Consider the following 26,833-nt stretch of genomic DNA (forward strand, 5'->3'; position numbering starts at 1 on the left):
CACAACGTGATCGCTCCTCCCCGGCACGCCGGTGGAGGCCACCCCCGGATCGGAGGCCGGGGCCCGTGCCACGAGGGCACGGGGCGCGACACGTCGGACACCTCCGAGAACAACCGAAGGGAAACCGCCTTACATGGCACGCCTCGTTGGTGTGGACCTCCCGCGCGACAAGCGCATCGAGATCGCACTCACCTACATCTACGGCATCGGCCGTACCCGCGCCCAGCAGCTCCTGGCCTCGACCGGGGTCGACCCCAACATGCGGGTCCACCAGCTGGGCGACGAGGAGCTGGTCAAGCTCCGCGACGAGATCGAAGCGAACTTCAAGATCGAGGGTGACCTCCGTCGCGAGGTCCAGGCTGACATCCGTCGCAAGATCGAGATCGGCAGCTACCAGGGTCGCCGTCACCGCCAGGGCCTCCCGGTCCGCGGTCAGCGCACCAAGACCAACGCGCGCACCCGCAAGGGCCCCAAGCGCACCGTCGCCGGCAAGAAGAAGGCCAAGTGATCCCTGGTCGAGGGGTCTCGACCGGCTCGACCACCGAGCCGCACCACCTCTCGACCGGCGTCCACCGCCGACTTCCTCGAACCAGAGCTTGAACCAGACAATCCTCAGGAGTTACTGAATGCCTCCCAAGAGCCGTCAGGCTGCCGGCGCCAAGAAGGTGCGCCGCAAGGAGAAGAAGAACATCGCCCAGGGCGAGGCTCACATCAAGAGCACGTTCAACAACACCATCGTCACCATCACCGACCCCACCGGTGCGGTGATCTCGTGGGCCTCTGCCGGCACCGTCGGCTTCAAGGGCTCGCGCAAGTCCACCCCGTTCGCCGCGCAGATGGCAGCCGAGGCTGCCGGTCGTCGGGCGATGGAGCACGGCATGAAGAAGATCGACGTCTTCGTGAAGGGCCCGGGTTCGGGTCGCGAGACGGCGATTCGTTCGCTCGGTGCGATCGGCCTCGAGGTCGGCACCATCGCGGACGTCACGCCGACGCCCCACAACGGATGCCGCCCGCCCAAGCGCCGCCGCGTCTGACCCGACCTGCCCGACTGCGAATCAAGGAGACTTAAGAAATGGCCCGCTACACCGGCCCCATGACGAAGAAGTCGCGCCGTCTCGGTGTCGACCTCGTCGGTGGCGACCAGGCTTACGAGCGTCGCCCCTACCCGCCCGGCCAGCACGGCCGCGGCCGCATCAAGGAGAGCGAGTACCTCCTCCAGCTTCGTGAGAAGCAGAAGGCTCGCTTCACCTACGGTGTGATGGAGAAGCAGTTCCACCGCTACTACGCCGAGGCGAACCGCCGCCCCGGCAAGACCGGTGACAACCTGCTGCAGCTGCTCGAGTGCCGCCTCGACAACGTGGTCTACCGCGCCGGCTTCGCCCGCACCCGTCGTCACGCCCGCCAGCTCGTGGTCCACGGCCACTTCCTGGTCAACGGCAAGAAGGTCGACATCCCGTCGTACCAGGTCAGCCAGCACGACGTGATCGACGTCCGCGAGAAGTCCAAGGAGATGACGCCGTTCATCGTGGCTCGCGAGACGCACGGCGAGCGCATCGTCCCGGCGTGGCTCGAGGCGCTGCCGAACCGGATGCGGATCCTGGTGCACCAGCTCCCGGTCCGGGCGCAGATCGATCTGCCCGTCCAGGAGCAGCTCATCGTCGAGTACTACTCGAAGAAGTAACCACACGGGGGCTCCGTCCCCGTGGACCCCCGCGGTGGTGGAGTCCGGTCGGTCAGGTACCGGCTCGGCTCCGCCCTCGTGGGCCCTCTCGGTGGTGGGGTCCGGTACCGCTCCGGCTCCACCCCCGTGGCCACCTCCCTTCGGTTCGAGCCCGTCAAATAGCGGGTGGGCTCGGAAAGGAATCACCAGTGCTTATCGCTCAGCGCCCGACCCTGTCGGAAGAGGTCGTCGACGAGTTCCGCTCGCGGTTCGTCATCGAGCCGCTGGAGCCCGGCTTCGGCTACACCCTGGGTAACTCGCTGCGCCGCACGCTGCTCTCCTCGATCCCCGGTGCCTCGGTCACGAGCATCAAGATCGACAGCGTGCTGCACGAGTTCTCGACGGTCGAAGGGGTGAAGGAGGACGTCACCGAGATCATCCTGAACCTCAAGGACCTCGTGGTCTCCTCCGAGCACGACGAGCCCGTCACCATGTACCTGCGCAAGCAGGGCCCCGGCGACGTGACCGCCGCCGACATCGCGCCGCCGGCCGGTGTCGAGGTGCACAACCCCGACCTGAAGATCGCGACCCTCAACGACAAGGGCAAGCTCGAGATGGAGCTCGTCGTCGAGCGGGGCCGCGGCTACGTCTCCGCGGTGCAGAACAAGGCCGGCGACGTCGAGATCGGCCGGATGCCGGTCGACTCGATCTACTCGCCGGTGCTCAAGGTGACCTACAAGGTCGAGGCCACCCGTGTCGAGCAGCGCACCGACTTCGACAAGCTCGTGATCGACGTCGAGACCAAGCCGTCGATCCGCCCCCGTGACGCGCTCGCCTCGGCCGGCAAGACCCTGGTCGAGCTGTTCGGCCTGGCTCGTGAGCTCAACGTCGAGGCCGAGGGCATCGACATCGGCCCGTCGCCGGTCGACGAGCAGCTCGCCGCGGACCTCGCCCTGCCGGTCGAGGACCTGCAGCTGACCGTCCGCTCCTACAACTGCCTCAAGCGTGAGGGCATCCACACCGTGGGTGAGCTCATCTCCCGCTCGGAGCAGGACCTGCTCGACATCCGCAACTTCGGTGCGAAGTCGATCGACGAGGTCAAGGCCAAGCTCGTCGAGATGGGCCTCTCGCTCAAGGACAGCGCCCCGGGCTTCGACCCGCAGGCTGCCCTGGCGGCGTACGAGGACGACGACGACAGCTTCGTCGAGGACGAGCAGTACTGATCCCGTCGGCCTGACGGGGCGAACCCGTCGGGCCGTGAAGTCAACACCCACCTACCCGGGTACCTGGTACGGCCCGGGAGAGAAGAGAAGAAGACATGCCTACCCCGAAGAAGGGCGCGCGCCTCGGCGGCAGCCCCGCTCACCAGAAGCTCATCCTGTCGAACCTGGCGACGAGCCTCTTCGAGCACGGCCGGATCACCACCACCGAGGCGAAGGCGCGCATGCTGCGGCCCTACGCCGAGCGGCTGATCACCAAGGCCAAGAAGGGCGACCTGCACAACCGCCGCCAGGTGCTGCGGGTCATCCGTGACAAGGGCGTCGTGCACGCGCTGTTCGAGGAGATCGGCCCGCGCTTCGCGGAGCGCCCCGGTGGCTACACCCGGATCACCAAGCTCGGCCCCCGCAAGGGCGACAACGCCCCCATGGCGGTCATCGAGCTCGTGACCGAGGAGTACGTCGCCAAGGCCAAGCCGGCCCGCACCGAGAAGGCCGCTCCGGCTGCCGCCCCGGCCGCGGAGGCGCCCGCTGAGGAAACCACCGACGCGACCGAGGCTCCGGCCGAGGAGACCGCGGAGGCTACCGAGGCTCCGGCCGAGGCCGAGGAGACCACCGAGGCCGAGACCACCGAGGAGGCTCCCGCGGAGGAGTCCACCGAGGAGGAGAAGGCCTGACCCAGGCCAGCCTCACCTGCTGAACCTCGAGGGCCCGTCACCGTTCCCGGTGACGGGCCCTCGTGCGTCGTCAGGCCCAGCGGTCCTCCACCAGCCGGACCGCCTCCGTGCGTGTGAGCCCCGACCGGCGTGCCACGGCCACGTACTCGGCCGCCGCCCGATCCACGTCGCCGGCGCCGGATCCACCGTCGAGCGTCGAGGAGCGCACGAACGTCCCCTGCCGTCCGCGGGTGACCACGACGCCGTCGGCCTCGAGCTCGCGGTAGGCACGGGCGACCGTGTTCACCGCCAGGCCCAGCTCCGCGGCGGCCTGACGGACCGTGGCCAGCCGGGTGCCCGGCGCCAGCTCGCCGCTGCGCACGGCCGCCGCGAGCTGGGAGCGCAGCTGCTCGAACGGGGGCACGGTGGCGGAGTCGTGGTCGATGTGAATGTGCTCCATGACTGTCGAAGATACGGCGACGGCGGTCTGAGAGACTTCCTGGGTGCGGCTGCGACTCGACCTTGCCTACGACGGCACCGACTTCCACGGCTGGGCGACCCAGCCGCGGCTGCGCACCGTGCAGGGCACCCTCGAGGCCGCGCTCGCCCAGGTGCTCAGGGTGCCGCGGGCTCAGCTGACCGTCGCGGGCCGCACCGACACCGGCGTGCACGCCCGCGGCCAGGTCGCCCACCTCGACGTCGACGCCGAGGCATTCCGGGCCAGCGCCGGCCGCAGCCCCCGGCCACCGGCCGAGGCCCTGCTCCGCAGGCTGAACGGGATCCTCCCCGACGACCTGCGGGTGCACCGGGTCTCGACCGCGCCGGACGGCTTCGACGCGAGGTTCTCCGCGATCTGGCGGCGCTACGCCTACCGGATCGCCGACGCCCCGGCGCTGGTCGACCCGCTGATGCGCAGGTCGGTGCTGACCTGGGCGCGCGAGCTCGACCTCGACGCCATGAACCGCGCAGCCGAGCCGTTCCGCGGGGAGCACGACTTCGCCGCCTTCTGCAAGAAGCGTGAGGGCGCCACGACCATCCGCACGTTGCACGAGCTGTCCTGGCACCGCGACGAAGCCGGCCGGGCGGTGGCGACGGTGCGGGCCGACGCGTTCTGCCACAACATGGTCCGTGCGCTGATGGGGGCGATGATCGCCGTCGGCGAGGCGCGCCGCGAGCCGGAGTGGGCGCACGAGGTGCTCCGTCGCGGCGTGCGCGACGCCGGCGTGACCGTCGTACACCCGCACGGGCTGACGCTCGAGGAGGTCGGCTATCCCGCCGACGAGGAGCTGGCGGCGCGGGCGGCGGCCGCGCGACGGGTGCGCACGCTGGACCGGGTGGGTGGACGCGATGGATGAGCACTACTTCTCCGCCGACCCGACGGTCGCGTTCCGCCGGGTACCGGTCGAGGCAGAGGTCTGGGGCAACCGGTTGCAGCTGACCAGCGGCTCCGGGGTGTTCGCGCAGGGCCGGCTCGACATCGGCACCGCGGTGCTGTTCCGGGAGACGACCCCGCCCGCCGGCGGGACGGTACTGGACCTCGGCTGCGGCTACGGCGTGATCGGGCTCGCGGTCGCCGCGGCCGCGCCCGAGGCGAGGGTCTGGGCGGTCGACGTGAACGAGAGGGCGGTGCTGCTCGCCAACGAGAACGCCGAGGCTCTCGGTGTCGCCGGCCGCTACGCCGCGGTGACGCCGGACCGGGTGCCCGACGACGTCGTCTTCGACGAGATCTGGTCCAACCCGCCGATCCGGGTCGGCAAGCAGGCCCTGCACGAGCTGCTGCTGAGCTGGCTGCCGCGGCTCAGGCCGGGCGGACGTGCGGTGATGGTGGTCGGCAAGAACCTCGGCGCCGACTCGTTGCAGCGCTGGCTGGGGGAGCAGGGCTACCCGACCGTGCGGCTGGCCAGCGCGAAGGGGTTCCGGGTGCTGGAGTCGCGGCGGGCCGAGTCGTGACCCCGCTTCCCGAGCCGGTCCGGCAGGTCAGCGACCTGTTCCTCTCGCTGGCCGACGAGGCGCTGCCCGGCCTGGTCGAGGGGCTCTACCTGCGCGGCTCGCTCGGCTTCGGTGAGTGGTACGACGGTCGCAGCGACATCGACTTCGTGGCGGTGCTCGCCGAGCGTCCGGGGCGGGCCGTCGTCGAACGGCTGCACGAGGTCCACGACGAGGTCGGCACGACGTTCCAGCGGCCGCCCTTCGACGGGCTCCACCTGACCTGGGCCGACCTCGCCGCACCGCCGGCCGCGTGCCCGGACGTGCCGTGCACCCAGGGCGGGATCTTCCACGACGAGGCACGCATCGACGTACACCCGGTCACCTGGCACGAGCTCGCCCGGCACGGCGTCACCGTGCGCGGCCCTGAGCCTGCTGAGATCGGCATCTGGACCGACGACGCGGCGCTGCGCGGCTACACGCACGACAACCTCGCCGGCTACTGGCGCGAGACGGCCGACTCGCTGGCGCAGTTCCCCGCCGAGGCCGGCCGGCCCGACGTCGTGTCGTGGTGCGTGCTCGGGGTGAGCCGGTTGCACCACCTGCTCGCCACCGGTGAGCTGACCTCCAAGAGCGGCGCCGGCCGCTACGCCTTCGAGGCCTTCGGCCCGCGCTGGCGCGACGTGGTCACCGAGGCCATGGCGTTCCGGGTGACCGGCGAGACCTCCGGGATGTACGACGCCGACCCGGCCGCGCGAGCTCGCGACACGATCGAGTTCACCGACATGGTGGTGCGCGAAGGGCTCGCGATCCCGGGCTGAGCTCCACCTTGCCGGGGGCGCTGTGCGAGATCCCGGGCGGAGGGGCAGGATGGAATCATGAGCGAGTACGAGGCTGCACCCGACCGTTACGACTCGATGGAGTACCGCTTCACGGGGCGCAGTGGCCTCAAGCTGCCGGCGATCTCGCTGGGCCTGTGGCACAACTTCGGCGACGACAAGCCCGAGGAGGTGCAGCGGGCGATCCTGCGCCGGGCCTTCGACAGGGGCGTCACCCACTTCGACCTGGCCAACAACTACGGCCCGCCCTACGGCCAGGCCGAGGTCAACTTCGGTCACTTCCTGCAGCACGACTTCGCCCCCTACCGTGACGAGCTGGTCATCTCCACCAAGGCCGGCTGGGACATGTGGCCCGGCCCCTACGGGCAGGGCGGCGGCTCGCGCAAGTACATGCTCGCCAGCCTGGACCAGTCCCTGGACCGGCTCGGCCTCGACTACGTCGACATCTTCTACAGCCACCGGTACGACCCGGAGACCCCGATCGAGGAGACGATGCGCGCGCTGGACTACGCCGTCGCCTCCGGCAAGGCGTTGTACGCCGGCATCTCGTCGTACTCCGCCAAGCGCACCCACGAGGCGGCGACGATCGCCCGCGAGCTCGGCACGCCGCTGCTGATCCACCAGCCGTCGTACTCCATGCTCAACCGCTGGATCGAGACCGACCTCCTCGACGAGCTCGAGGAGCAGGGGATGGGCTGCATCGCGTTCACGCCGCTGGCCCAGGGCCTGCTCACCGACCGCTACCTCGACGGAGTGCCGGCCGACTCCCGTGCCGCGCGCGGTGACACCCTTCCGCGCGAGCACCTCGACGCGACCGTGCTGGACCACGTCCGTGCGCTGGACGAGATCGCTCGGGCGCGCGGTCAGAAGCTCGCCCAGATGGCGATCCAGTGGGCGCTGCGCGACCAGCGGATGACGTCGGTCGTGCTCGGCGCCTCCTCGGTCGAGCAGCTCGACACCAACCTCGACGCGCTCGACGGGCCGCCGTTCACCGACGAGGAGCTCGCCGCGATCGACCAGTACGCCGTCGACGCCGGCATCAACCTGTGGGCGGAGCAGACCGCGGACTGAAAGCGCGGACTGGGGCCGCCGACGAACCGGACAAAGGGCCGAGAGGCGCTCGGGATGTGACCAAAGGCCCCCTCATCGATCTGGTCCTGTTGGGGCATGATCAGCACATGACCCAGTACGTGTATGGCTTCGAAGAGGGCAGCAAGGACCAGAAGGATCTTCTCGGCGGCAAGGGCGCGAACCTCGCCGAGATGACCAACCTCGGGCTGCCGGTCCCGCCAGGCTTCACGATCAGCACCGAGGCGTGCCGTGCCTACCTCGAGGAGGGCGACGAGCCCGCCGAGATGGCCGCCCAGGTCGCCGAGCACCTTGAGAAGCTCGAGAAGACGATGGGCAAGACCCTCGGCCAGAGCGACGACCCGCTGCTGGTGTCGGTGCGCTCGGGCGCGAAGTTCTCGATGCCCGGCATGATGGAGACCGTCCTCAACATCGGGCTCAACGACGAGTCCGTGCACGGCCTTGCGGCGCAGTCGGGCGACGAGCGGTTCGCGTACGACTCCTACCGTCGACTGCTGACGATGTTCGGCAAGACCGTGCTCGGGATCGACGGTGACCTGTTCGAGGAGGAGCTCGAGGCCCGCAAGCACGCCAAGGGCTCGACCAGCGACCTCGACCTCGACGCGGACGACTTCCGCGAGCTGGTGTCGACCTACAAGCAGATCATCAAGGAGCAGCGGGGCATCGACTTCCCACAGGACCCGCGCGAGCAGCTGGACATGGCGATCCGGGCGGTCTTCGACTCCTGGAACACCGAGCGCGCGGTGCTCTACCGCCGCCAGGAGCGGATCCCCGGGGACCTGGGCACCGCGGTGAACGTGATGGCGATGGTCTTCGGCAACGTCGGCATGGACTCGGGCACCGGCGTGGCCTTCACCCGCGACCCGGCGACCGGTGCGCAGGGCGTGTACGGCGACTACCTGCAGAACGCCCAGGGCGAGGACGTCGTCGCCGGCATCCGCAACACGGTGCCGCTGGCCGACCTCGAGCAGCTGGACAAGAAGTCCTACGACGAGCTCATGGACATCATGGCCAAGCTCGAGGAGCACTACCGCGACCTGTGTGACATCGAGTTCACCGTCGAGCACGGCAAGCTGTGGATGCTGCAGACCCGCGTCGGCAAGCGCACCGCCGAGGCGGCTTTCAAGATCGCCGTGCAGCTGGTGGACCAGGGCCTGATCGACATGGACGAGGCGGTACGACGGGTCAACGGTGCCCAGCTCGCCCAGCTGATGTTCCCGCGCTTCGACGCCAGCGCCGAGCGCGACCTCGTCGCGAAGGGCATGAACGCCTCCCCGGGCGCCGCCGTCGGCAAGGCGGTCTTCGACTCGCACACCGCCGTCGAGTGGAGCGACCGTGGGGAGGACGTGATCCTGGTCCGGCGGGAGACCAACCCCGACGACCTCAAGGGCATGGTGTGCTCCCGCGGCATCCTGACCAGCCGCGGCGGCAAGACGTCGCACGCGGCGGTCGTCGCCCGAGGCATGGGCCGCACCTGCGTCTGCGGCGCGGAGTCCCTCGACGTGGACGTCAAGGCGCGCAAGTTCACCAGCGCCGACGGGCAGGTCGTCAACGAGGGCGACGTGATCTCGATCGACGGCACCACCGGCGAGGTGTTCAAGGGCGAGGTGCCCGTCAGCGACAGCCTGGTGGTGCGCTACTTCGAGGGTGACGACGACGCCACCTCCGACGAGCTGGTGCAGGCCGTGGCCCGGATCATGGAGCACGCCGACAGCAACCGGCGGCTCGGCGTCCGCGCGAACGCAGACACCCCCGACGACGCTGCGCGTGCCCGCCGGTTCGGCGCGCAGGGGATCGGGCTCTGCCGCACCGAGCACATGTTCCTCGGCGACCGGCGCGAGCTGGTCGAGCACCTCATCATCGCCGAGACCGAGGCGGACCAGGAGGAGGCGCTCTCGGCGCTGCTCCCGCTCCAGCGCCAGGACTTCATCGAGATCCTCGACGCGATGGACGGCCTGCCGGTCACGATCCGGCTGATCGACCCGCCGCTGCACGAGTTCCTGCCCGACCTCACCGACCTCTCGGTGCAGGTGGCGATCGAGGACGACCACGGCAACGAGGACAGCAAGCACCACAAGCTGCTGGACGCGGTGAAGCGGCTGCACGAGCAGAACCCGATGCTCGGCCTGCGCGGTGTCCGCCTCGGCGTGGTCATCCCGGGCCTGTTCACGATGCAGGCGCGGGCCATCCTCGAGGCGGCTGCCGAGCGCAAGAAGGCCGGCGGAGATCCGCAGCCGGAGATCATGATCCCGCTGGTGGCGGCGGTGCAGGAGTTGGAGCTGGTCAAGGCCGACATCGTCGCGGTCGCCGCGGAGGTGGAGAAGGAGACCGGCGTGAAGCTGGACTTCAAGGTCGGCACGATGATCGAGCTGCCGCGGGCGGTGATGGTGGCCGACCAGATCGCCGAGGCCGCAGAGTTCTTCTCCTTCGGCACCAACGACCTGACCCAGATGACCTGGGGGTTCTCCCGCGACGACGTCGAGTCGAAGTTCTTCGGGACCTACATCGAGAAGGGCATCTTCGGGGTGTCGCCCTTCGAGACCCTCGACCGCGAGGGTGTCGGTGGGCTGGTCCGGCAGGCCGTGGAGAGGGGCCGGGCCACGCGTCCCGACCTGCACCTCGGTGTCTGTGGCGAGCACGGCGGCGACCCGGACTCGATCCACTTCTTCGACGAGGTGGGCCTGGACTACGTCTCCTGCTCGCCGTTCCGGGTGCCGGTCGCCCGCCTCGAGGCAGGTCGCTCCAACGTGGCGGAGCAGAGCGACTCCGCCTGACAGTCCGATCGTGCGTCATCTCGACAGGCAGGGCCCGGGGCAGCGCCGGCTTCGGCGCCGGGGCACGTGCTTCCGCCGGGCAACCTGCCTGTCGAGATGGCCTCGGCCCGTTCGAGGCCGATGGCAGCCGTCAGAACCCGTCAGATGAACGGTTGTGACGGTCTTGGGCGCCGGATCGACGTCAGAACCGTTCAGATGAACGGTTGTGGCGCCCGGCGAGGGTCAGTGGGCCGGGCGGACCGCCGTACGGCCGCCGGGGCGACGGGGCTCGCGGGCCAGGGCCGCCGCGGCCAGGTACAGCAGACCCGTGAGCAGGATCGGCGCGACCACCACGCCCGAGGAGGTGCCCAGCAGACCGGCAGGCCCGGGACCGTCGTCGCCACGCCCGGCGAGCGCGACGCCCAGGACCGTCGCCGCGAGCTGGGCGCCTGCCAGCACGACCATGAGCACCCCGGCGGTGCGGGTCCGGTGCAGTCCGAGGAAGGCGAGCGGGACCGCCAGCGCCAGCACCACGATCGCCAGCACCGGGCCCCAGTCGTCGCGCGGGACGATGCCGACCGCCGAGTCGAGCAGCGTGGCGGCCGAGACGATCCCCGCGCCCCAGGCAAGCACCCGGGCCATCGGCTCGGGCCGGCGCAGCGCGAGGACGCTGAGTACCACCATCGGCACCACCCAGGCCGCGGTCAGCGCGACGGCGGTGGCCAGGGCCAGGTCCGTGAACGCATAGCCGGCCACGAAGAGCGTGGCGAGGACGCCGAACAGCGTCATGAACCCGAACGCGACGTACCTGACTGCCCCGGCGATCCCGGTCATCACCCTCATCTCCTTCGCCCCGTGTCGTGGGCGGGGTGGCGTCGGACGGACGTCCGAGGGAGCACTCCTCCTGATCCCCAGGATGGCGCTCGCGGAGTCTGCGGGCGGAGTGCCGTTGGTCCTGAAACGTCCCGGAAGTCAGAGGTCGAGGAGCACCTTGCGCAGCTCGTCGACCGCCAGCGCGACGAAGGTCAGCGCAACGATCCCCATGGCCACGTTGGAGTGCAGCTTGTTGCGCCACGCGGCGGGCACCCGGTCGGTGTTGAGGAGCCACAGCAGCGTGACGGCCAGGAACGGCATGAAGAACGCGCCGAGCGCGCCGTAGGCCAGGATCAGGAACACCGGCTTGCCGAGGTACAGCATGGTGATCGGCGGGAGGGTCAGCCAGAGCACGTAGGCCTTGTAGTAGCGGCCCCCCGAGCGGGCGTCGGGGTGGTCGGGCCGGAGGCCGCGCACGTGGGCGACGAAGTCGGCGAACATCAGGCTGACGCCGTTCCAGACACCGACGAGCGAGGACATCGCGGCGGCTCCGAAGCCCACGAGGAACACCGTGCCGGTGGTCGGCCCGTAGCGGTCCTCGAGCACGCCGGCGAGGTCGAGCAGACCCTTGTCGCTGCTGTCCACGGCGATGCCCGCGGAGTGCAGCAGCTCCGCGCCGACGATCAGGGTGGACACCACGAACAGTCCGGTCACGGCGTACGCGACGGAGTTGTCGATCCGCATCACCCGCATGTGGCGTGGCGTGCTCCAGCCCTTCTCCCGGAGCCAGTAGCCGTACGCCGCCAGCGTGATCGTGCCGCCCACCCCGCCGGCCACGCTCAGCACGTTGAATAGCGCGCCGTCGGGGATACGCGGCACCAGCCCGCCGAACAGCTCCGGCAGGTTCGGCAAGGTGACCGCGGCGGCCCACACCATGGAGACGAACATCAGGAGCACCATGGCGCTGAGCACCTTCTCGAACACGCCGTAGCGGCCCACCCACACCAGAGCCAGGCCGGTGAGCCCGGCGAGGATGCCCCAGGGCGCGACGCCGAGGACCGGGAAGAGCGAGTGGAGCGCCAGGCCGGTGCCCGCCATCGCCGCGGAGCCGTAGACGAAGCCCCAGATCACGATGTAGGGGCCGAAGTACCAGCTGGTCCAGCGGCCGAGGCTGGACCAGCCCTCGTAGATGGTGTTGCCGGTGGCGAGGCTGTAGCGGCCGGCGCCCTCGACCAGCACGATCTTCATGAGGGCGCCGAGCACCGCCGCCCACAGCAGGGCATAGCCGTACTTGCTGCCCGCGACCAGGGTCGCCACCAGGTCCGCGGCGCCCACACCGGTGGCGGCGACCACCAGGCCCGGTCCCACCAGCTTCCAGCGAGGCGCCTGCTCCTCGACGGTCCGGCTGCGCGTGTCCTGTGTCGACATGGGAGACCTCCGGTACGGCGGACGACCCGGACGCCCGCTGAGTCCCCCATGCCCGCCGGGGCTGGCGCCGAAACCCGGATGCGCGACGTCGCCACGGCAGGGACAATCGGATCTCGTGGGTCACGTCGATGTCGCAGGTGTCAGGTACGAGCTCCCGGACGGGCGGGTGCTCCTCGACGACGTCTCCTTCCGGGTCGGCGAGGGCGCCAAGGTCGCGCTGGTCGGCGCCAACGGCGCGGGCAAGACCACGCTGCTCAAGATCATCACCGGCGACCTGGTGCCGCACGCGGGAGCGGTGACCCGCACCGGTGGGCTCGGCGTGATGCGGCAGATGGTCACGCACGGGCTGGGTGGGGCTTCGGTGCACGACCTGCTGCTGTCGGTGTCACCTCCCCGGATCCGGGCCGCCGCTGCGCAGGTCGACGCGTGCGAGCTGGCGATGATGGACAGTGACGACGAAGCCACGCAGATGAGGTACGCCGCGGCGCTGGCCGAGTGGGCCGACGCCGGCGGCTACGACATCGAGGTCACCTGGGACGTGTGCTGCACCGAGGCGCTGGGGATCTCCTACGACAAGGCGAAGTACCGCGACCTGACCACGCTGTCGGGCGGTGAGCAGAAGCGGCTGGTGCTCGAGCTGCTGCTGCGCGGTCCCGACGAGGTGCTGCTCCTCGACGAGCCCGACAACTTCCTCGACGTGCCCGGCAAGACCTGGCTGGAGCAGCGGATCAACGAGTCGCCGAAGACGATCCTCTACATCAGCCACGACCGCGAGCTGCTCGCGAACACCGCTACCCGGGTCGTGACGATCGAGCTCGGTGCGGCAGGCAACACAGCGTGGGTGCACCCGGGCGGGTTCGCCTCCTACCACCAGGCCCGGCGCGACCGGTTCGAGCGGTTCGAGGAGCTGCGCCGCCGCTGGGACGAGGAGCACGCCAAGCTCAAGGCGCTGGTGCTGCGCTACAAGATCAAGGCGGAGTACAACGACGGCCTGGCCTCGCAGTACCGCGCGGCGCAGACCCGGCTGCGCAAGTTCGAGGAGGCCGGGCCGCCGCAGGCGATCCCGCGCGAGCAGCAGGTCACCATGCGGCTGACCGGCGGCCGCACCGGCAAGCGCGCGGTGGTGTGCGAGCAGCTCGAGCTGACCGGTCTGATGAAGCCGTTCGACCTGGAGGTCTGGTACGGCGAGCGGGTGGCCGTGCTGGGCTCCAACGGCTCGGGCAAGTCGCACTTCCTGCGCCTGCTGGCCGCCGGCGGCACCGACCCCGAAGCCGAGCACCGGCCGGTCGACGAGACCAGGATCGAGCCCGTCGCGCACACCGGCCGCGCCAAGCTGGGTGCGCGGGTGCGACCCGGCTGGTTCGTGCAGACCCACGAGCACCCCGAGCTGCGCGGCCGCACCCTGCTGGAGATCCTGCACCGAGGCGACGAGCACCGGCACGGGATGCCGCGCGAGCAGGCGTCACGCGCGCTCGACCGCTACGAGCTCGCGCACGCCGCCGAGCAGCGGTTCGAGTCGCTCTCGGGCGGGCAGCAGGCGCGGTTCCAGATCCTGCTCCTCGAGCTGTCCGGGGCGACCTTGCTGCTGCTCGACGAGCCCACCGACAACCTCGACGTCGAGTCCGCCGAGGCGCTCGAGCAGGGGCTGGCGGCGTTCGACGGCACGGTGCTCGCGGTCACCCACGACCGCTGGTTCGCGCGCGGCTTCGACCGGTTCCTGGTGTACGGCGCCGACGGCTCGGTCTACGAGTCGCCCGAACCGGTGTGGGACGAGGGCCGGGTGGCGCGCGCCCGCTGACCGGGGCTCACTCGGCCTCGACGACGAGCCGCTCGCAGTCGGCGCCGATCACGTCGTCGGGGTCGAGCCGGTAGAAGTAGATGACCACGTCGTTGCCGGCGCCACAGCTGATCCGGTCGACTGCCCCGTCGTCGCCGAACACCTTGATCTCGTCGCTGCCGTCACCGGCGTACACCCGGTCCGGACCGGCCTGGGCCGCGATGATGTCGTTGCCGGGGCCGCCGGAGAGCAGGTCCCGGTCGGCGGGGACGGACGGGGTGTCGCCGTCGGGCCCGGGGGAGTAGATCCCGGTGTCGGTGAGCGTGTCGGGGCCGGACTCGCCGAAGACCCGATCGTCGCCGTAGTCACCGGCCATGCTGTCGGCGTGCTCGCCGCCGCGCAGCACGTCGTTGCCGCGTCCGCCGTCCATGTAGTCGCCGCCCGGGCCGCCGAGCAGCCGGTCGGGGCCGTGGCCGCCGAACATGTTGTCGTGCTGGTCGCCGCCACGGAGCAGGTCGGCCCCGCCCGCGGCGCGCAGGCTGTCCACGCCGGGGCCGCCGAAGAGCCGGTCGGCACCGAGCGCGGCATAGACCTTGTCGTCGCCGGCCCCGGCGACGAGCTCGTCGTCACCGGCGTAGCCGTAGAGCTGGTCGTCTCCGGCCCGCGCGACGATGACGTCGTCCCCGTCGGTGCCTCGGAGCACGTCGGCGCCGACGGTGCCGGTGATCTCGGCGGCCACGGCGACGCCCGAGGACAGCACGAGGACGGATCCGAGAGCTGCGATGGTGGTGCGTCGGAGCATGGTGCAACCCCTCCTGTCAGGTGCGCTGCTCCCAGCCTCGCGCCGAGGTTGCGATCCGGCCAGTGCCGAAAGTCACCGGCTCACCTCGAAGATGCCGTGGGCGCCCCGCTCGGCGTCGACCATGAGGTGCGAGACGAACGGGTAGTGGCCCGGCTCGGGGAAGGTCAGCTCCACGAACCCGCCCTGGGCCGCGGACAGTGCGAGCACCTGGGCGCCGCCGCTGCTGCGCCCACGGTCGCCGCCGAGCAGGTAGGCGCCCTCGGACCAGACGGTGTCGAACTGGCCCCCCACGACGTGGAACGAGCTCGGCCGGTTCGGCCCCGCGTTGAGCACCCACACCCGGACCCGTTCGCCCGTGCGTGCGGCGAGCGGCCGGGCGTCGTACTGGTTGGCGTAGCCGTTGAAGACGACGAGGTCCGCGCGCTCCTCGTTGACCTTGTCCACGTCGACGACGCCGCCCTGCTCACCGAGGTACAGCTCGGACTGCACGAGCAGGTAGCTCCGGTCGACCTCGGGCAGCCCGGGCGGCTCGATCACGACCGCGCCGAACATGCCGTTGGCGATGTGCGCCGACATCGGCATCGTCGAGCAGTGGTACATCCAGATCCCCGCGCGCGTCGCGGTGAACCGGTAGGTCAGCGACTCGCCGGGCGCGATCGTGCGCATCGGCCGGTCCGGTGCCAGCGCGCCGGCGTGGAAGTCGATCGAGTGGCCCATGGAGCCGTCGTTGACCAGGGTGATCTCGAAGACGTCGCCGACGCGGCCGTGCAGGGTCGGACCGGGCGCCGAGCCGTTGTAGGTCCACAGCCGCTGGGTGACGCCGGGTGCGACCTCGCGCTCGACCTCGGTGACGGTGAAGGTACGACGGTGCACCCGGCCGGCCGGCAGCGGAGGCAGCTCGGCGTCGTGGGCGACGAAGTCGTCACCGGGGGTGGCCATGTGGTCCACCGCGGCCGCCGCGTCGGCCGGCTCCTCGCCCTCCGAGCCGGCGTCGGCGTCGTGCCCGGTGTCCTGCGCCGGACCGTGCTGGTGGTCGCCGTGCCCGTCTCCCGAGTCGGCCCCGGTGTCGCTGTCCGGGCCGGCCGTCACCCCGTCGGCGCCGGTCACCTCGATCGTGAGCACCATCCCCATCTGCTTGTGCCCGACCACCGAGCACCAGCCCACGATGTCGCGGCCGACCACGCCGACGTCCACGGTGGCCGACTCGCCGGGGGACAGTCGGCCGCTGTCGGCGCCGGTGTCCAGCACCAGGTCGTGGACGTCCTGGTCGTCGATGTTGGCCAGCTCGATCACCAGCCGGGTGCCGGCCTCGACCTCGATGTGCGACGGGGTGAACCGCATGTCGCGGGCCTGCACCGTGACGGTCTTGGTCTCGCCGTTGGCGGCGACGCCCGCGGACGCGGCGGCCAGGGTCTGCGTGCCCGTGAGCGAGGCGGGGTCGACCGCGACGCCGACGGCCACGGCCATCACCAGGACGGCGAGCCCGGTCGCCGCGAGGCCCCGGACCTGGCCGGGCGGGCGGTCCCCGTCCGGTGCTGCCGGCCGCCGTACCGGCTTCTGGTCGGCGGGGCTCGCAACGTTCGGCACTGTTTCGGGGGTGGGACCGGTGCCGAACGTTGCGAGCGGGGAGGCGCCTTCCACCCGAGCCGCCTGGGCCGCCTTGGCCCGGCGTGAGGCGCGGATCGCCGACATCAACAGCGGCACGAAGGCCGCGAGCCCGATCAGGACCACCGACGTGGCCACCACCCGCACCACGCTCGGGACGGGCAGCACCGCGAGCAGCAGCCCGCCGTTGACCGCGACGATCCGCAGCGCCCCGCCGCGGTCGAGCACGGTGTTGGCGGCGCGTACGGCGAGCGGGCCGCCGCCGAGCGCCATCGGGACGAGGTAGGACAGGGCACCGAGCAGCACCTGCGCGCCGAAGCCGGCGGCGAGGAACGGCGTCATCCACGAGACCCGCTCGTCGGCGACCTGCCACGAGTCGGCCGTGGCGATGCCGACCGCCATCGCCACCAGCGACCCGGTCAACCACGCCACGCCGGCCAGCACCGACCAGGTCGGGTACGACGAGGGCCGCTTGCCCAGCGCGGTGCGCACGAACGGGACCGCGACGAGAGCCAGCCCGGCCAGGTAGCCGAGCAGCCCGACGACCACGACCGGCCGCACGCCGAGCAGCGCCCCGGTCGCGGCGACCACGACCGATCCCGCCAGCACGGGCAGCGCCCGGCCGGCGGCTCGCTCGGTGCCCTCGGCCATCCGGGTGCGGAGCATGGTCGGCCACAGGGTCACCAGCGTGCCGACCACGGTGAGGCCCATCCAGCCGAGCACGTTGATGGTCGCGTGAGCCAGCCGCATCTGGCCGTGCAGCGGGTCGCCGAGGCCGCGGGCCAGGATCGTGCCGAGCGTGGCGCCGATCGGCAGCAGCGCGGCGGCGGCGACGTAGTAGCGCACGGTCGCTCCGAACCGCGAGGGCAGGGCACGGCGCATCTGACCGACCAGGGCCACGGCGTGCCACGCCACTGCCCCGGCCACCGCGGTCGCGCCGGTGACCGTCACGGGCCACGCGTCGGTGAGCACCCCTGCTACCACGACGAGCACGCCGCCGTTGAGCATCAGCAGCCGTGCCGACTGCCTGCGGCGATCGCCCGGGCGGGGCGGGGTGTGCAGCAGGGCGTCGGCGAAGTGCCGGCTCCAGACGAGGATCGCGTGCGTGACCGCGCCCAGCAGCAGCAGGTGGATCATCAACCAGCGCGGCGCGGGGACGAACGGGTGCACCAGGGCGATCAGGGCGGTGCCCGCGAGCCAGAGCACCACCGGCAGGTCGCGCAAAGGCCAGAAGCCGCGGGAGGACGTGGTGCTCATCGGGTCGCTCCCGTGGTGCTCGGACGGCGGGGTGTCGTCGCCGGCGGGGCCGCCACCAGCCAGACCACGAGGATCACGAAGGCGAGCAGCGCGGAGATGTTGAGGGTGCCGCCGAGCTCCCAGCCGGCCTGGCTGCCGAGCGCGTCGCCCACCCACAGGCGCAGCGCCAGCGAGACGTGCAGCAGGACGGCGGGGACCAGCAGGGCCGGGTGGTAGGGCAGCGGCCGGCGGAGCACGGCGGGCAGGATCACTGGTGCGTGCGCCATGATCATCGACATCGTGAAGCCGAGGAAGACGGCGTGGATCACCGCGTCGTACCGCACACCCTCGGCGGCGGGGCCGCCCACCAGCCACACCGAGCCGGCGACGGCGAGCCAGAAGTAGCCGGCGAGCATGCTCGCGGCCATGTAGCGCACCAGCCCGGTCGAACGGACCGTGCGCCGCGCCACGTCGTGGACGGCCAGCCAGGCGACGAGCACCAGCAGCGCCAGCCCGAGCAGCGGGGTGCCGACCTCGGGCCACAGCAGCGAGGCGACGACGGTGACCACGACTGCGGTGGTCAGCGCGACCAGCGTGGAGCCTGCTCCCGAGCCCATCGCGATCCGGGCGAGCTCGAGGCGCTCACCGGCGATGGTCAGCACGATGAAGCCGGCCAGCCAGGGCAGCAGCGCCGAGACCTCCACCCCGCCGAGCCACAGCGTGGCCGCGCCGACGGCGAGCACGGCGCCGAGCGCCTGCACCAGGACCGCGTCGTCGCGTTGGCGCCGCCACAGCGGCACGTAGACCAGGGTCATCGCCACCGCGCCGGCGACGAGGAGGGAGCGTCCGGCGACCAGCGGCGCGGGGGAGACCAGCAGCACGGCGCCGGCACCGAGCAGGCCGGGGGCGAGGAAGCCGGTACGGCGGCCGAGGGCGACTGCGCGCTCGAGTGCGATCAGCGTGCCGACGAAGCCGAGCACGAGCAGCATGCCGTGCACCTCGGGCAGGCGTTGCGAGGAGACCGGGGCGGGCAGACCGAGCAGCATCAGCGCCGCGTCGAGGCCGGCGAGCAGGGCCAGGCCGCCCGGCAGGAGGAACGGCAGTCGGCGCAGCGTCTCGCTCGTCCGGGCCGGCGTCGTGGTGCGGGCGCCGGCGGCTACGGTCGCGGTCATCGCAGACCCGGCCGGGTCAGCAGCTCGAGCCGGCAGCCGCCGGGCTCGGAGAACGGGTGCAGGTCGGTGCGCGAGCTGTCGGCGCCGTACTCGTCGAGCGCCCCTCGGACGATGCCGAGGTGCACCCCGCACACGACGTCGGGGTACTCCTTGGCCGTCTCCAGCAGCGGGCAGCGGGTCAGCACGGTGGTGGTGGCCCGGGCGTCGGTCTGCGGGGCGAACCCGACCTCGTCGAGCAGCTCGGCCACCTTGCGGCGCGCCGCCGCGGGCGTCGTGCCCGCGGGCCTGCCGGACCGACGGGCCAGCTCTCGGCCCCAGGAACGGCCGGCGATGATCGCGTCCTCGCGCGGGTTGGAGCTGGTGCGGTGGATGTGGGCGGCGAGCGTGGCCGCGAGGCCGGCGTACTCGGAGCCGGCCGCCTCGACCTCCGGGTCGGTGGCTTCGTACAGCCAGGCCGGGCGGCCCCGCCCCTTCGGGGTGTCGCGGAACCGGCGGGCCAGCTTGCGGGCGACCAGGGCGTCGAGGTGCTCGCGGAGCGTGTTGGCGTGCAGGCCGGTGGCGTCGGCGAGGACGTGCAGCGTCGCCGGGCCGGTGCTCGCGCGCAGCGCATCGAGCACGGCGGCGCGGGACGGGGAGAGCGCGCGCCCCTCGCGCACCGGCACCGCCGGGAGGGGACCGTAGCCGGGGCGGTTCAAGTTGCCCACAATATTTTCCACGGTGTTTACTGTAATAAATATCTGAGGCGGTCGCCAACCGAGCGGCCCAAGAGACCGGTGGCACTGCCACGAGGTGGAGGACTGAGATGGACAACGTCGTGATCGCGTCGACCGAGGCGGACGCGCGAGCTGCCGAGGCGGTCGAGCAGCACCACGCCCAGATGGCCGGGGCGCTCGCCACCCGGGTCGAGACCCTGGTCGGCGCCGCGAGCACCGGCGACGCCGCTCGCGCGGCCGAGGCGCGCGCCGACCTCGTGGGCTGGTGCGATCGCGAGCTCGTCCCGCACGCGCTGGCCGAGGAGAAGGCGATGTACCCGGCTGCCCAGGCCAAGGTCGAGGGCCGGCTCCTCGTCGAAGGCATGCTCGCCGAGCACCAGGTCATCACCGGGCTGGTGCAGGCGCTCGGTGTCACCGAGGAGCCGGTCCGCGCAGCCGCGGTCGCCAAGGCCCTGCAGGTGGCCTTCGACAGCCACCTCGCCAAGGAGAACGAGCTGGTGCTGCCGCTGCTGGTCAGCGCGCCCGACGTTTCGGTCGCCGACATCCTCGGCGGGATGCACGAGCTGCTCGGCGCCGACGCCCACGAGGACCATGCCGAGCAGGCCGGTGCCCACGCCGAGGAGGGCCACCACTGCAACTGCGGCGAGAAGGACGCCGAGGGCTACCCCGAGCTCGACGCCCGCGCGGTGCCGCACGCGATCCGGCACGCGACGATCTTCGGTGCCCTCGACGCCGTGCGCCCCGGTGGCGGGATGATCCTCGTCGCCCCGCACGACCCGCTGCCGCTGCTCGCCCAGATCGAGCAGCGCGCCCCGGGTGCCTTCGAGGTCAGCTACGTCGAGCGCGGCCCCGAGGCGTGGCGGCTGGCGTTCGTGCGACGCGCCGCCTGAGTCCCGTCGTACGGCGGCAGGGCGGCCCGGCCGACCGCCGTACCGCCGGCCCCACGAACACCATGTTCACCTGGTAAACCGGAACTCCCCATGGCATACATGCCATGGGGAGTTCCGGTTCGTCGTGCTAAGCCGTGACAGCTCAGCCGTCGAGCATCACTTCCAGCGCTCGCTCGCCGGCACGAAGTCGAGCGTGCGGGCGCCGGTGTAGATCTGCTTGGGGCGGGCGATCTTCTGCTCCGGGTCCTGGACCAGCTCGAGCCACTGCGCGAGCCAGCCCGAGGTCCGCGGGATCGCGAACAGCACGGTGAACATCTCCGGCGGGAACTGCAGGGCCTCGTAGATCAGGCCGCTGTAGAAGTCGACGTTCGGGTACAGCTTGCGGCTGACGAAGTACTCGTCCTCGAGCGCGATCTTCTCCAGCTCGAGCGCGATCTGGAGCAGCGGGTTGACGCCGGTGACCTCGAAGACGTCGTCGGCGGCCTTCTTGATGATCTTCGCGCGCGGGTCGTAGTTCTTGTAGACCCGGTGGCCGAAGCCCATCAGCCGCTCCTTGCCGTTCTTCACGCCCTCGATGAACTCGGGGACCTTGTCCACCGAGCCGATCCGGCGCAGCATCCGCAGCACGGCCTCGTTGGCGCCACCGTGCAGCGGACCGTAGAGGGCGCCGATGCCGGCGGTCACCGCGGAGTAGGGGTCGACCTGGGTCGAGCCGACCGAGCGCACCGCGTTGGTCGAGGCGTTCTGCTCGTGGTCGGCGTGCAGGATGAACAGCACCTCGAGCGCGCGGACCAGCCGCTCGTCGGCGCCGAACTTCGGCTCGCTCATCTTGAACAGCATCGCCAGGAAGTTGGCGGCGTAGCCGAGGTCGTTGTCGGGGTAGATGTAGGGCTTGCCCTGCGCGTGGCGGAACGCCCAGGCGCCGAGGGTCGGCATCTTCGCGATCAGCCGCACGATCTGCATGTGCCGGTTGTCGCCGTCGGAGATGTTGCGCGACTCCGGGTAGAACGTCGACAGTGCGCCGACCGAGGCCAGCAGCATGCCCATCGGGTGGGCGTCGTAGCGGAAGCCCTCCATGAAGCGGCGGACGTTCTCGTGCACGAACGTGTGGTAGGTGATCTCGTGCACCCAGCTGTCGTACTGCTCCTTGGTAGGCAGCTCGCCGTGGATGAGCAGGTAGGCCACCTCGAGGTAGGTGGACTTCTCCGCGAGCTGCTCGATCGGGTAGCCGCGGTACTCCAGGATCCCCTTCTCGCCGTCGATGAAGGTGACCGCGCTCTTGCACGACGCGGTGTTCACGAAACCAGGGTCGTAGACCGCCAGGCCGGGGGTGTCCTCGTTGACCCGGATCTTGCCCATGTCGGCGGCCTTGATCGCGCCGTCCAGGATCGGGACTTCGTACTCCTGCCCGGTCCGGTTGTCCCGGACGGTGAGGCTGTCGCTCGTGGCGGCGCCTGAGGTGGAGTTGGTGTCGGTGGCCGTGCTGTCGGTCACGTCGGCTCCTCGCTGAGTCGGGACCGTCCTTGAGTCCGTAAGCGCGTCTTGTCCGCTGTGTGTGTCAAAGGGCGCATCGGGGGACGTCGTACTGTTAGGTCACAGGTGAGTCGCCTTCTAACTTATGCCTCCACCCTGCCCTCAGCGAAACCGGGGCCGTTTTGACCCCGGTTCGGGGCGCCGGTAGTCTTGGCGGTCGCGGCATGTTCTGGCACGGACCTCTCCGGTCCTCAGCTTGGCCGCCTGGCCCGTGACACGCACACCGTGAGATCGGGCCGCACACACAACCGATCTCGATGAGAAGGCAAACAACCGTGCGTACGTACAGCCCGAAGCCCGCTGACATCCAGCGCGAGTGGCACGTCATCGACGCCACCGACGTGGTGCTCGGACGCCTCGCCGTCCAGACCGCGACGCTGCTTCGCGGCAAGCACAAGCCCACGTTTGCCCCGCACGTCGACGGTGGCGACTTCGTCATCATCGTCAACGCCGGGAAGGTCGCCCTGTCCGGCACCAAGTCCACCACCAAGATGGCCTACCGCCACTCCGGCTACCCGGGTGGTCTGTCGGCGACGCCGATCGGCGAGCTGCTCGACAAGGACCCGCGCAAGGCCATCGAGAAGGCGGTGTGGGGCATGCTCCCCAAGAACCGTCTCGGCCGCCAGATGCTGAAGAAGCTCAAGGTGTACGCCGGTCCGGACCACCCGCACCAGGCGCAGCAGGCCAAGCCGTTCGAGATCACCCAGATCTCCCAGTAACCGCATCCGTCGAGAACAGCAGTCGTTAAGTGAGGAACATCCGTGGCTGAGACCACCACCGAGGGCGTCGAGGAGACCTACGAGGTCAACGAGCAGGGCGTCGCCTACAGCTCTGAGAGCGCGCCGTCCGACGAGGCTCCGGCCCGCCCCGCCACGATCGCCCCGGCGTCGGCCACCGGCCGCCGCAAGGAGGCCGTGGCTCGCGTGCGCCTCGTCCCGGGCACCGGCCAGTGGACGGTCAACGGCCGCACCCTCGAGAGCTACTTCCCCAACAAGCTGCACCAGCAGGTCGTCAACGAGCCCTTCGTGACCACCGACCTGGAGGGCCGCTTCGACGTGATCGCGCGCATCCACGGCGGCGGCATCACCGGCCAGGCCGGCGCGCTGCGTCTGGGTGTGGCCCGTGCGCTCAACGCCGTCGACGTCGAGGCGAACCGTCCTTCGCTGAAGAAGGCCGGGCTGCTCACCCGCGACGCCCGCGTCATCGAGCGCAAGAAGGCCGGTCTGAAGAAGGCCCGCAAGGCGCCTCAGTTCAGCAAGCGTTGATCCGCTACTCCCTGTAGTGGCACGTCTCTTCGGCACCGACGGTGTCCGTGGGCTCGCGAACGATCTCCTGACCGCCGAGCTCGCGGTGGACCTCTCGGTCGCCGCAGCACACGTCCTCGGCGAGGCCGGTGTCTTCTCCGACTCTGTCAGGGGGAGGGGCCGGCCCGTCGCCGTCGTGGGGCGCGACACCCGGATCTCGGGCCAGTTCCTCGAGGCGGCCGTCGTGGCCGGCCTCGCCTCCGCCGGCGTCGACGTCCTCCTGCTCGGGGTGCTGCCGACTCCGGGCGTGGCCTACCTGACCGACGTCCTCGGCGCCGACCTCGGCGTCATGCTGTCTGCCAGCCACAACCCGATGCCCGACAACGGCATCAAGTTCCTCGCCCGTGGTGGCGTGAAGCTCGACGACGCGATCGAGATCGCCATCGAGAAGCGGCTGCGCGAGCCGTGGGACCGGCCCACCGGCGGTGCCGTCGGCCGGGTCTCCACGTACGACGAGGCCGTGGACCGGTACGCCGCGCACCTCGTCGCCACGCTCCCGCACCGGCTGGAGACCTCCGCCGACGGGGGACGCCCGATCAAGGTCGTGCTCGACTGCGCCCACGGCGCCGCCTCGCTCGCCGGCCCGAAGGCGCTCGCCGACGCCGGCGCCGAGGTGGTCGCGATCAACGCCGAGCCCGACGGCCTCAACATCAACGACGGCTGCGGGTCCACGCATCTCGACGTCCTGCAGAAGGCGGTCGTCGAGCACGGCGCCGACGTCGGCTTCGCTCTCGACGGCGACGCCGACCGGTGCCTCGCCGTCGACCACCAGGGCAATGTCGTCGACGGCGACCAGATCCTGGCGATCCTCGCGCTGTCACTGCGTGACGCCGGCCGGCTCCACGCCGACACGGTCGTCGCGACGGTGATGAGCAACCTCGGCTTCGTCCAGGCCATGCGCCGCGAAGGAGTGGGGGTTCGCCAGACCAAGGTCGGCGACCGCTACGTGCTCGAGGCGATGAAGGCCGGTGGCTACTCCCTCGGCGGTGAGCAGTCCGGGCACGTGATCATGAGCGACCACGCGACCACCGGCGACGGCATCCTCACCGCGCTGCACGTGCTGGGCCGGATGGCCGAGAAGGACGCCTCGCTCGCCGAGCTCGCCGGGGTGATGGACCGGCTCCCGCAGGTGCTGGTCAACGTCCCCGGCGTCGACAAGTCCCGCGCCGACGAGGACGCGCTGCTGGCCGCCGCGGTCGCCGAGGCCGAGGCTGAGCTCGGGGACAGCGGCCGGGTGCTGCTGCGCCCCTCGGGCACCGAGGCGCTCGTCCGCGTGATGGTGGAGGCGTCGACCTCCGAGCAGGCCGGCAGCATCGCCGAGCGGCTCGCCGGCGTGGTGCGCCAGCAGCTCGCTCTCTGACTTTGCCTGGCATGCCTGAGGCATGCTGGGTGCATGTGCGGGCACAGGCAGCTTCTCTGGGAGGGATTCCTGGCTCTGCTCGGTGAGCTGGGCACGGCGGTCGAGGCCGGACCTGGACGGGTCCGGTTCACGGTGACGGGCCCCGACGGTGCCGAGCGGGACGTCGACGTCCTGATCTCGCCGGAGCAGTGTGACGAGATGATCAGCGTCATGTGGGGCGGCCTGTGTCCGGAGTTCAGCCAGCATCTCGCCAAGATCGTGCGCGGCCTTGAGCAGGGGCACCGCTTCCTGGTCTATGACTGTTACACGCTCGTCGCCTCGCGGAGCGAGGACCTGCCGGTCGATGAAGACCTGGTCCGGCTACAGGCTCAGGCGCGGGAGCATCCCGACGGCATCGGCCGCTGGGTCGTCGAGGATCGCGACGGCAACGTGGTCGACGAGTTCGCCCGGCATCTCGAGTGACCGCACCCGACCCGCCCGGTGGTGTTGACTGGCCCGCATGACGCAGACCGATGCCTGGAAGCTGGACCGGATCGGCTCGGCACGTGCCGGCACCAACCCCACGGTGCTCGCCAAGCTGCCCCGCTCCTACGCCGTCATCGGTGACGCCCAGTTCCTCCCCGGCTACTGCGTCCTGCTGGTCGACGACCCGAGCATCGACCGGCTCACGGACCTGCCGAAGCGCCAGCGCCTGGAGTTCCTCGACAGCATGGACACACTCGGCCAGGCGGTGGAGACGGCCTGCCGTGCAGTCGACCCGGCGTTCCGCCGGATGAACTACGAGATACTCGGCAACACCGACGCCTACCTGCACGCACACCTGTTCCCGCGCTACGACTGGGAGGCGTCGGAGCACATCGGCCGGCCGGTCTGGCTCTACGACCCGGAGCAGTTCTACGGGGGCGACCATGCTCTCGGGCCTCGGCACGACGAGCTGCGCGCCCGGATCGTCGACGAGCTCGCCGCCCTCGGCGCCGCCGTCTGAAGGCCCCGTCCGCTAAACCACGTGCGCGTGACCGCCGTACCACCTAGCGTTCCGCCCCGTGGACATCCGACCCCTCGACCCTCATGACGACGCGGCGCTGCGCCCCTGGCATGCGACCTACCTCGCCTCGACGACGCACGACCGCCCCTACGCCACACCGTGGATGCTCGAGGAGGTCCGCGCCGACCTGACCAGCGACCGGCCGGGTGAGAAGGCGTATGCGTTCTCAGGAGTCGTCGACGGACGGGTCGCGGCCGCCGGCATGGTCGAGCTGCCGCTGAAGGACAATCTGACCAAGGCCTGGCTGCAGGTCGACACGCTGCCGGAGCTCCGGCGCCGGGGGTACGGCGCCGCGATGCTCGAGCACCTGACCGAGTTCGCGCGCGAGCACGAGCGAGCGGTGCTCCTCGCCGAGGCTGCCTACCCGTTCGACGCGCCGGCCGACGGTGGCGACCACCCGCATGCAGTCTTCCTCAGGCAGCACGGCTTCACCTTCGGCCTGGGTGACGTGCAACGGGTCCTGGACCTCCCCGCCGACACGGCCGTCCTGCGCGGTCTCGCGAAGGACGCCGAGCCGTTCCACACCGGCTACGGGATCCGGCAGTTCCGCGGTGCTGTGCCCGAGGACATCGTGGAGGCGTTCGGCGAGCTGATCGGCCAGCTCGTCGTCGAGGCCCCGATGGGTGAGATCGACCTGGAGCCCGAGGTGCTCGACGTGCAGCGGATCCGCGCCGACGAGGTGATGTTCGCGCAGTCGGGGCGGATGAAGTACACCACCGTCGCGGTCGCGCCGGACGGCGTCCTCGCCGGCTACACCGAGCTCGTGGTGCCCGCGCACGACCCTGGCCGGGTCTACCAGTGGGGCACGCTCGTCCGCCGCGACCACCGCGGGCACCGGCTCGGGCAGGCACTCAAGGCGCGCAACCTACTGTGGCTGCAGGACGAGCGGCCCGACCTGCGGCTGCTCACCACCTACAACGCCGAGGTCAACAGCCACATGATCGGCGTCAACGACAAGATGGGCTTCCGTCCCGTCGAGCGGCTCGGGGAGTTCCAGAAGCACCTCTGAGCGCCA

At 70.9% G+C, this 26,833-nt stretch carries 26 protein-coding genes and 1 pseudogene; 19 read left to right on the plus strand and 8 right to left on the minus strand.

Annotated features, from left to right (window positions below; all coding sequences use genetic code 11):
- Positions 1-133 precede the first annotated feature (133 nt).
- The 5 genes from rpsM (at position 134) to rplQ (ending at position 3,554) form a co-directional block, all read left to right on the plus strand.
- Positions 134-508: a 30S ribosomal protein S13 gene (rpsM, locus tag ACYVIH_RS22080; RefSeq protein ID WP_460871700.1), complete on the plus strand. Its 375-nt coding sequence runs from the start codon at positions 134-136 to the stop codon at positions 506-508.
- A gap of 118 nt (positions 509-626) precedes the next feature.
- Positions 627-1,034: a 30S ribosomal protein S11 gene (gene rpsK / locus ACYVIH_RS22085; protein ID WP_221024413.1), complete on the plus strand. Its 408-nt coding sequence runs from the start codon at positions 627-629 to the stop codon at positions 1,032-1,034.
- 38 nt (positions 1,035-1,072) lie between these two features.
- Entirely contained in the window at positions 1,073-1,681 is a 609-nt protein-coding gene (gene rpsD, locus ACYVIH_RS22090) for a 30S ribosomal protein S4 (RefSeq protein ID WP_460871701.1), read from the plus strand.
- Between the two features lie 188 nt (positions 1,682-1,869).
- Positions 1,870-2,883 carry a DNA-directed RNA polymerase subunit alpha gene (locus ACYVIH_RS22095; protein ID WP_460871702.1) on the plus strand — a complete coding sequence of 338 codons (1,014 nt, stop codon included), beginning with the start codon at positions 1,870-1,872 and terminating at the stop codon, positions 2,881-2,883.
- Between the two features lie 95 nt (positions 2,884-2,978).
- The gene (gene rplQ / locus ACYVIH_RS22100; protein WP_460871703.1) at positions 2,979-3,554 is read left to right on the plus strand and encodes a 50S ribosomal protein L17; all 576 of its coding nucleotides are present in this window, start codon (positions 2,979-2,981) and stop codon (positions 3,552-3,554) included.
- A 70-nt stretch (positions 3,555-3,624) separates the two neighbouring features.
- Here the strand turns inward: rplQ and ACYVIH_RS22105 are convergent, their stop codons facing one another.
- Entirely contained in the window at positions 3,625-3,993 is a 369-nt protein-coding gene (locus ACYVIH_RS22105; RefSeq protein WP_460871704.1) for a GntR family transcriptional regulator, read from the minus strand.
- 43 nt (positions 3,994-4,036) lie between these two features.
- Here ACYVIH_RS22105 and truA point away from each other — a divergent pair, with 43 nt between their 5' ends.
- From truA to ppdK, 5 genes are all read left to right on the plus strand, one after another.
- Positions 4,037-4,888 (plus strand): tRNA pseudouridine(38-40) synthase TruA, encoded by an 852-nt coding sequence (gene truA / locus ACYVIH_RS22110; RefSeq protein WP_460871705.1) that lies wholly within the window; start codon positions 4,037-4,039, stop codon positions 4,886-4,888.
- Entirely contained in the window at positions 4,881-5,483 is a 603-nt protein-coding gene (locus tag ACYVIH_RS22115; protein ID WP_460871706.1) for a class I SAM-dependent methyltransferase, read from the plus strand. Before truA ends, ACYVIH_RS22115 begins: the two co-directional genes overlap by 8 nt.
- Complete coding sequence (locus ACYVIH_RS22120; protein ID WP_460871707.1) at positions 5,480-6,280, plus strand: hypothetical protein; 801 nt, start codon at positions 5,480-5,482, stop codon at positions 6,278-6,280. Before ACYVIH_RS22115 ends, ACYVIH_RS22120 begins: the two co-directional genes overlap by 4 nt.
- 57 nt (positions 6,281-6,337) lie before the next feature.
- Positions 6,338-7,369 carry an L-glyceraldehyde 3-phosphate reductase gene (mgrA, locus tag ACYVIH_RS22125; protein WP_460871708.1) on the plus strand — a complete coding sequence of 344 codons (1,032 nt, stop codon included), beginning with the start codon at positions 6,338-6,340 and terminating at the stop codon, positions 7,367-7,369.
- A gap of 107 nt (positions 7,370-7,476) precedes the next feature.
- Entirely contained in the window at positions 7,477-10,161 is a 2,685-nt protein-coding gene (ppdK, locus tag ACYVIH_RS22130) for a pyruvate, phosphate dikinase (RefSeq protein WP_460871709.1), read from the plus strand.
- 222 nt (positions 10,162-10,383) lie between these two features.
- Here the strand turns inward: ppdK and ACYVIH_RS22135 are convergent, their stop codons facing one another.
- Both ACYVIH_RS22135 and ACYVIH_RS22140 read right to left on the minus strand, forming a co-directional pair.
- Positions 10,384-10,983 carry a hypothetical protein gene (locus ACYVIH_RS22135; protein ID WP_460871710.1) on the minus strand — a complete coding sequence of 200 codons (600 nt, stop codon included), beginning with the start codon at positions 10,981-10,983 and terminating at the stop codon, positions 10,384-10,386.
- A 129-nt stretch (positions 10,984-11,112) separates the two neighbouring features.
- The gene (locus ACYVIH_RS22140) at positions 11,113-12,381 is read right to left on the minus strand and encodes an Nramp family divalent metal transporter (RefSeq protein WP_460871711.1); all 1,269 of its coding nucleotides are present in this window, start codon (positions 12,379-12,381) and stop codon (positions 11,113-11,115) included.
- A 115-nt stretch (positions 12,382-12,496) separates the two neighbouring features.
- Here ACYVIH_RS22140 and ACYVIH_RS22145 point away from each other — a divergent pair, with 115 nt between their 5' ends.
- Positions 12,497-14,179: an ABC-F family ATP-binding cassette domain-containing protein gene (locus ACYVIH_RS22145; protein WP_460871712.1), complete on the plus strand. Its 1,683-nt coding sequence runs from the start codon at positions 12,497-12,499 to the stop codon at positions 14,177-14,179.
- Positions 14,180-14,186: 7 nt separating this feature from the next.
- Here ACYVIH_RS22145 and ACYVIH_RS22150 read toward each other — a convergent pair whose 3' ends face one another.
- From ACYVIH_RS22150 to ACYVIH_RS22165, 4 genes are all read right to left on the minus strand, one after another.
- Entirely contained in the window at positions 14,187-14,960 is a 774-nt protein-coding gene (locus ACYVIH_RS22150) for a calcium-binding protein (RefSeq protein WP_460871713.1), read from the minus strand.
- A gap of 72 nt (positions 14,961-15,032) precedes the next feature.
- Positions 15,033-17,822, minus strand: coding sequence for a multicopper oxidase domain-containing protein (locus ACYVIH_RS22155; protein WP_460871714.1), 2,790 nt, complete (start codon positions 17,820-17,822; stop codon positions 15,033-15,035).
- Positions 17,819-18,973 (minus strand): hypothetical protein, encoded by a 1,155-nt coding sequence (locus ACYVIH_RS22160; RefSeq protein ID WP_460871715.1) that lies wholly within the window; start codon positions 18,971-18,973, stop codon positions 17,819-17,821. The genes ACYVIH_RS22155 and ACYVIH_RS22160 overlap by 4 nt, the downstream gene beginning before the upstream one ends.
- Positions 18,970-19,689, minus strand: a complete 720-nt coding sequence (locus ACYVIH_RS22165; RefSeq protein WP_460871716.1) for a helix-turn-helix transcriptional regulator — start codon at positions 19,687-19,689, stop codon at positions 18,970-18,972. Before ACYVIH_RS22165 ends, ACYVIH_RS22160 begins: the two co-directional genes overlap by 4 nt.
- 86 nt (positions 19,690-19,775) lie before the next feature.
- On the opposite strand from ACYVIH_RS22165, the pseudogene ACYVIH_RS22170 reads away from it, so the two are divergent.
- Both ACYVIH_RS22170 and ACYVIH_RS22175 read left to right on the plus strand, forming a co-directional pair.
- Positions 19,776-20,186, plus strand: a pseudogene (locus ACYVIH_RS22170) (hemerythrin domain-containing protein); the annotation flags it as partial.
- A 63-nt stretch (positions 20,187-20,249) separates the two neighbouring features.
- Complete coding sequence (locus tag ACYVIH_RS22175) at positions 20,250-20,576, plus strand: DUF2249 domain-containing protein (protein WP_460871759.1); 327 nt, start codon at positions 20,250-20,252, stop codon at positions 20,574-20,576.
- 156 nt (positions 20,577-20,732) lie between these two features.
- Here the strand turns inward: ACYVIH_RS22175 and ACYVIH_RS22180 are convergent, their stop codons facing one another.
- A complete protein-coding gene (locus tag ACYVIH_RS22180) occupies positions 20,733-22,070 on the minus strand; it encodes a citrate synthase (protein ID WP_460871717.1) in 1,338 nt (445 codons plus the stop codon).
- Between the two features lie 314 nt (positions 22,071-22,384).
- Between ACYVIH_RS22180 and rplM the strand changes: the two genes are divergently transcribed.
- From rplM to ACYVIH_RS22210, 6 genes are read left to right on the plus strand one after another with little or no spacing between them, the layout of a single operon-like run.
- Complete coding sequence (gene rplM, locus ACYVIH_RS22185; RefSeq protein ID WP_460871718.1) at positions 22,385-22,828, plus strand: 50S ribosomal protein L13; 444 nt, start codon at positions 22,385-22,387, stop codon at positions 22,826-22,828.
- 42 nt (positions 22,829-22,870) lie between these two features.
- Positions 22,871-23,374: a 30S ribosomal protein S9 gene (rpsI, locus tag ACYVIH_RS22190; protein WP_460871719.1), complete on the plus strand. Its 504-nt coding sequence runs from the start codon at positions 22,871-22,873 to the stop codon at positions 23,372-23,374.
- 16 nt (positions 23,375-23,390) lie between these two features.
- Positions 23,391-24,773, plus strand: coding sequence for a phosphoglucosamine mutase (gene glmM, locus ACYVIH_RS22195; protein ID WP_460871720.1), 1,383 nt, complete (start codon positions 23,391-23,393; stop codon positions 24,771-24,773).
- A gap of 33 nt (positions 24,774-24,806) precedes the next feature.
- Complete coding sequence (locus ACYVIH_RS22200; RefSeq protein WP_460871721.1) at positions 24,807-25,235, plus strand: hypothetical protein; 429 nt, start codon at positions 24,807-24,809, stop codon at positions 25,233-25,235.
- 37 nt (positions 25,236-25,272) lie between these two features.
- A complete protein-coding gene (locus tag ACYVIH_RS22205) occupies positions 25,273-25,758 on the plus strand; it encodes an HIT family protein (RefSeq protein WP_460871722.1) in 486 nt (161 codons plus the stop codon).
- Between the two features lie 58 nt (positions 25,759-25,816).
- Entirely contained in the window at positions 25,817-26,827 is a 1,011-nt protein-coding gene (locus tag ACYVIH_RS22210) for a GNAT family N-acetyltransferase (protein WP_460871723.1), read from the plus strand.
- Positions 26,828-26,833: the final 6 nt, after the last annotated feature.

The organism is Nocardioides pakistanensis, assembly GCF_054781215.1.

Coding starts and splice junctions, on each gene's coding strand:
- ACYVIH_RS22160 (WP_460871715.1), bottom strand. CDS start 18,973: ATGACCGCGACCGTAGCCGCCGGCGCCCGCACCACGACGCCGGCCCGG.
- ACYVIH_RS22140 (WP_460871711.1), bottom strand. CDS start 12,381: ATGTCGACACAGGACACGCGCAGCCGGACCGTCGAGGAGCAGGCGCCT.
- mgrA (WP_460871708.1), top strand. CDS start 6,338: ATGAGCGAGTACGAGGCTGCACCCGACCGTTACGACTCGATGGAGTAC.
- ACYVIH_RS22205 (WP_460871722.1), top strand. CDS start 25,273: ATGACGCAGACCGATGCCTGGAAGCTGGACCGGATCGGCTCGGCACGT.
- rpsD (WP_460871701.1), top strand. CDS start 1,073: ATGGCCCGCTACACCGGCCCCATGACGAAGAAGTCGCGCCGTCTCGGT.
- ACYVIH_RS22115 (WP_460871706.1), top strand. CDS start 4,881: ATGGATGAGCACTACTTCTCCGCCGACCCGACGGTCGCGTTCCGCCGG.
- ACYVIH_RS22105 (WP_460871704.1), bottom strand. CDS start 3,993: ATGGAGCACATTCACATCGACCACGACTCCGCCACCGTGCCCCCGTTC.
- rpsK (WP_221024413.1), top strand. CDS start 627: ATGCCTCCCAAGAGCCGTCAGGCTGCCGGCGCCAAGAAGGTGCGCCGC.
- ACYVIH_RS22200 (WP_460871721.1), top strand. CDS start 24,807: ATGTGCGGGCACAGGCAGCTTCTCTGGGAGGGATTCCTGGCTCTGCTC.
- ACYVIH_RS22155 (WP_460871714.1), bottom strand. CDS start 17,822: ATGAGCACCACGTCCTCCCGCGGCTTCTGGCCTTTGCGCGACCTGCCG.
- ACYVIH_RS22150 (WP_460871713.1), bottom strand. CDS start 14,960: ATGCTCCGACGCACCACCATCGCAGCTCTCGGATCCGTCCTCGTGCTG.
- ppdK (WP_460871709.1), top strand. CDS start 7,477: ATGACCCAGTACGTGTATGGCTTCGAAGAGGGCAGCAAGGACCAGAAG.
- ACYVIH_RS22135 (WP_460871710.1), bottom strand. CDS start 10,983: ATGAGGGTGATGACCGGGATCGCCGGGGCAGTCAGGTACGTCGCGTTC.
- rplQ (WP_460871703.1), top strand. CDS start 2,979: ATGCCTACCCCGAAGAAGGGCGCGCGCCTCGGCGGCAGCCCCGCTCAC.
- rpsM (WP_460871700.1), top strand. CDS start 134: ATGGCACGCCTCGTTGGTGTGGACCTCCCGCGCGACAAGCGCATCGAG.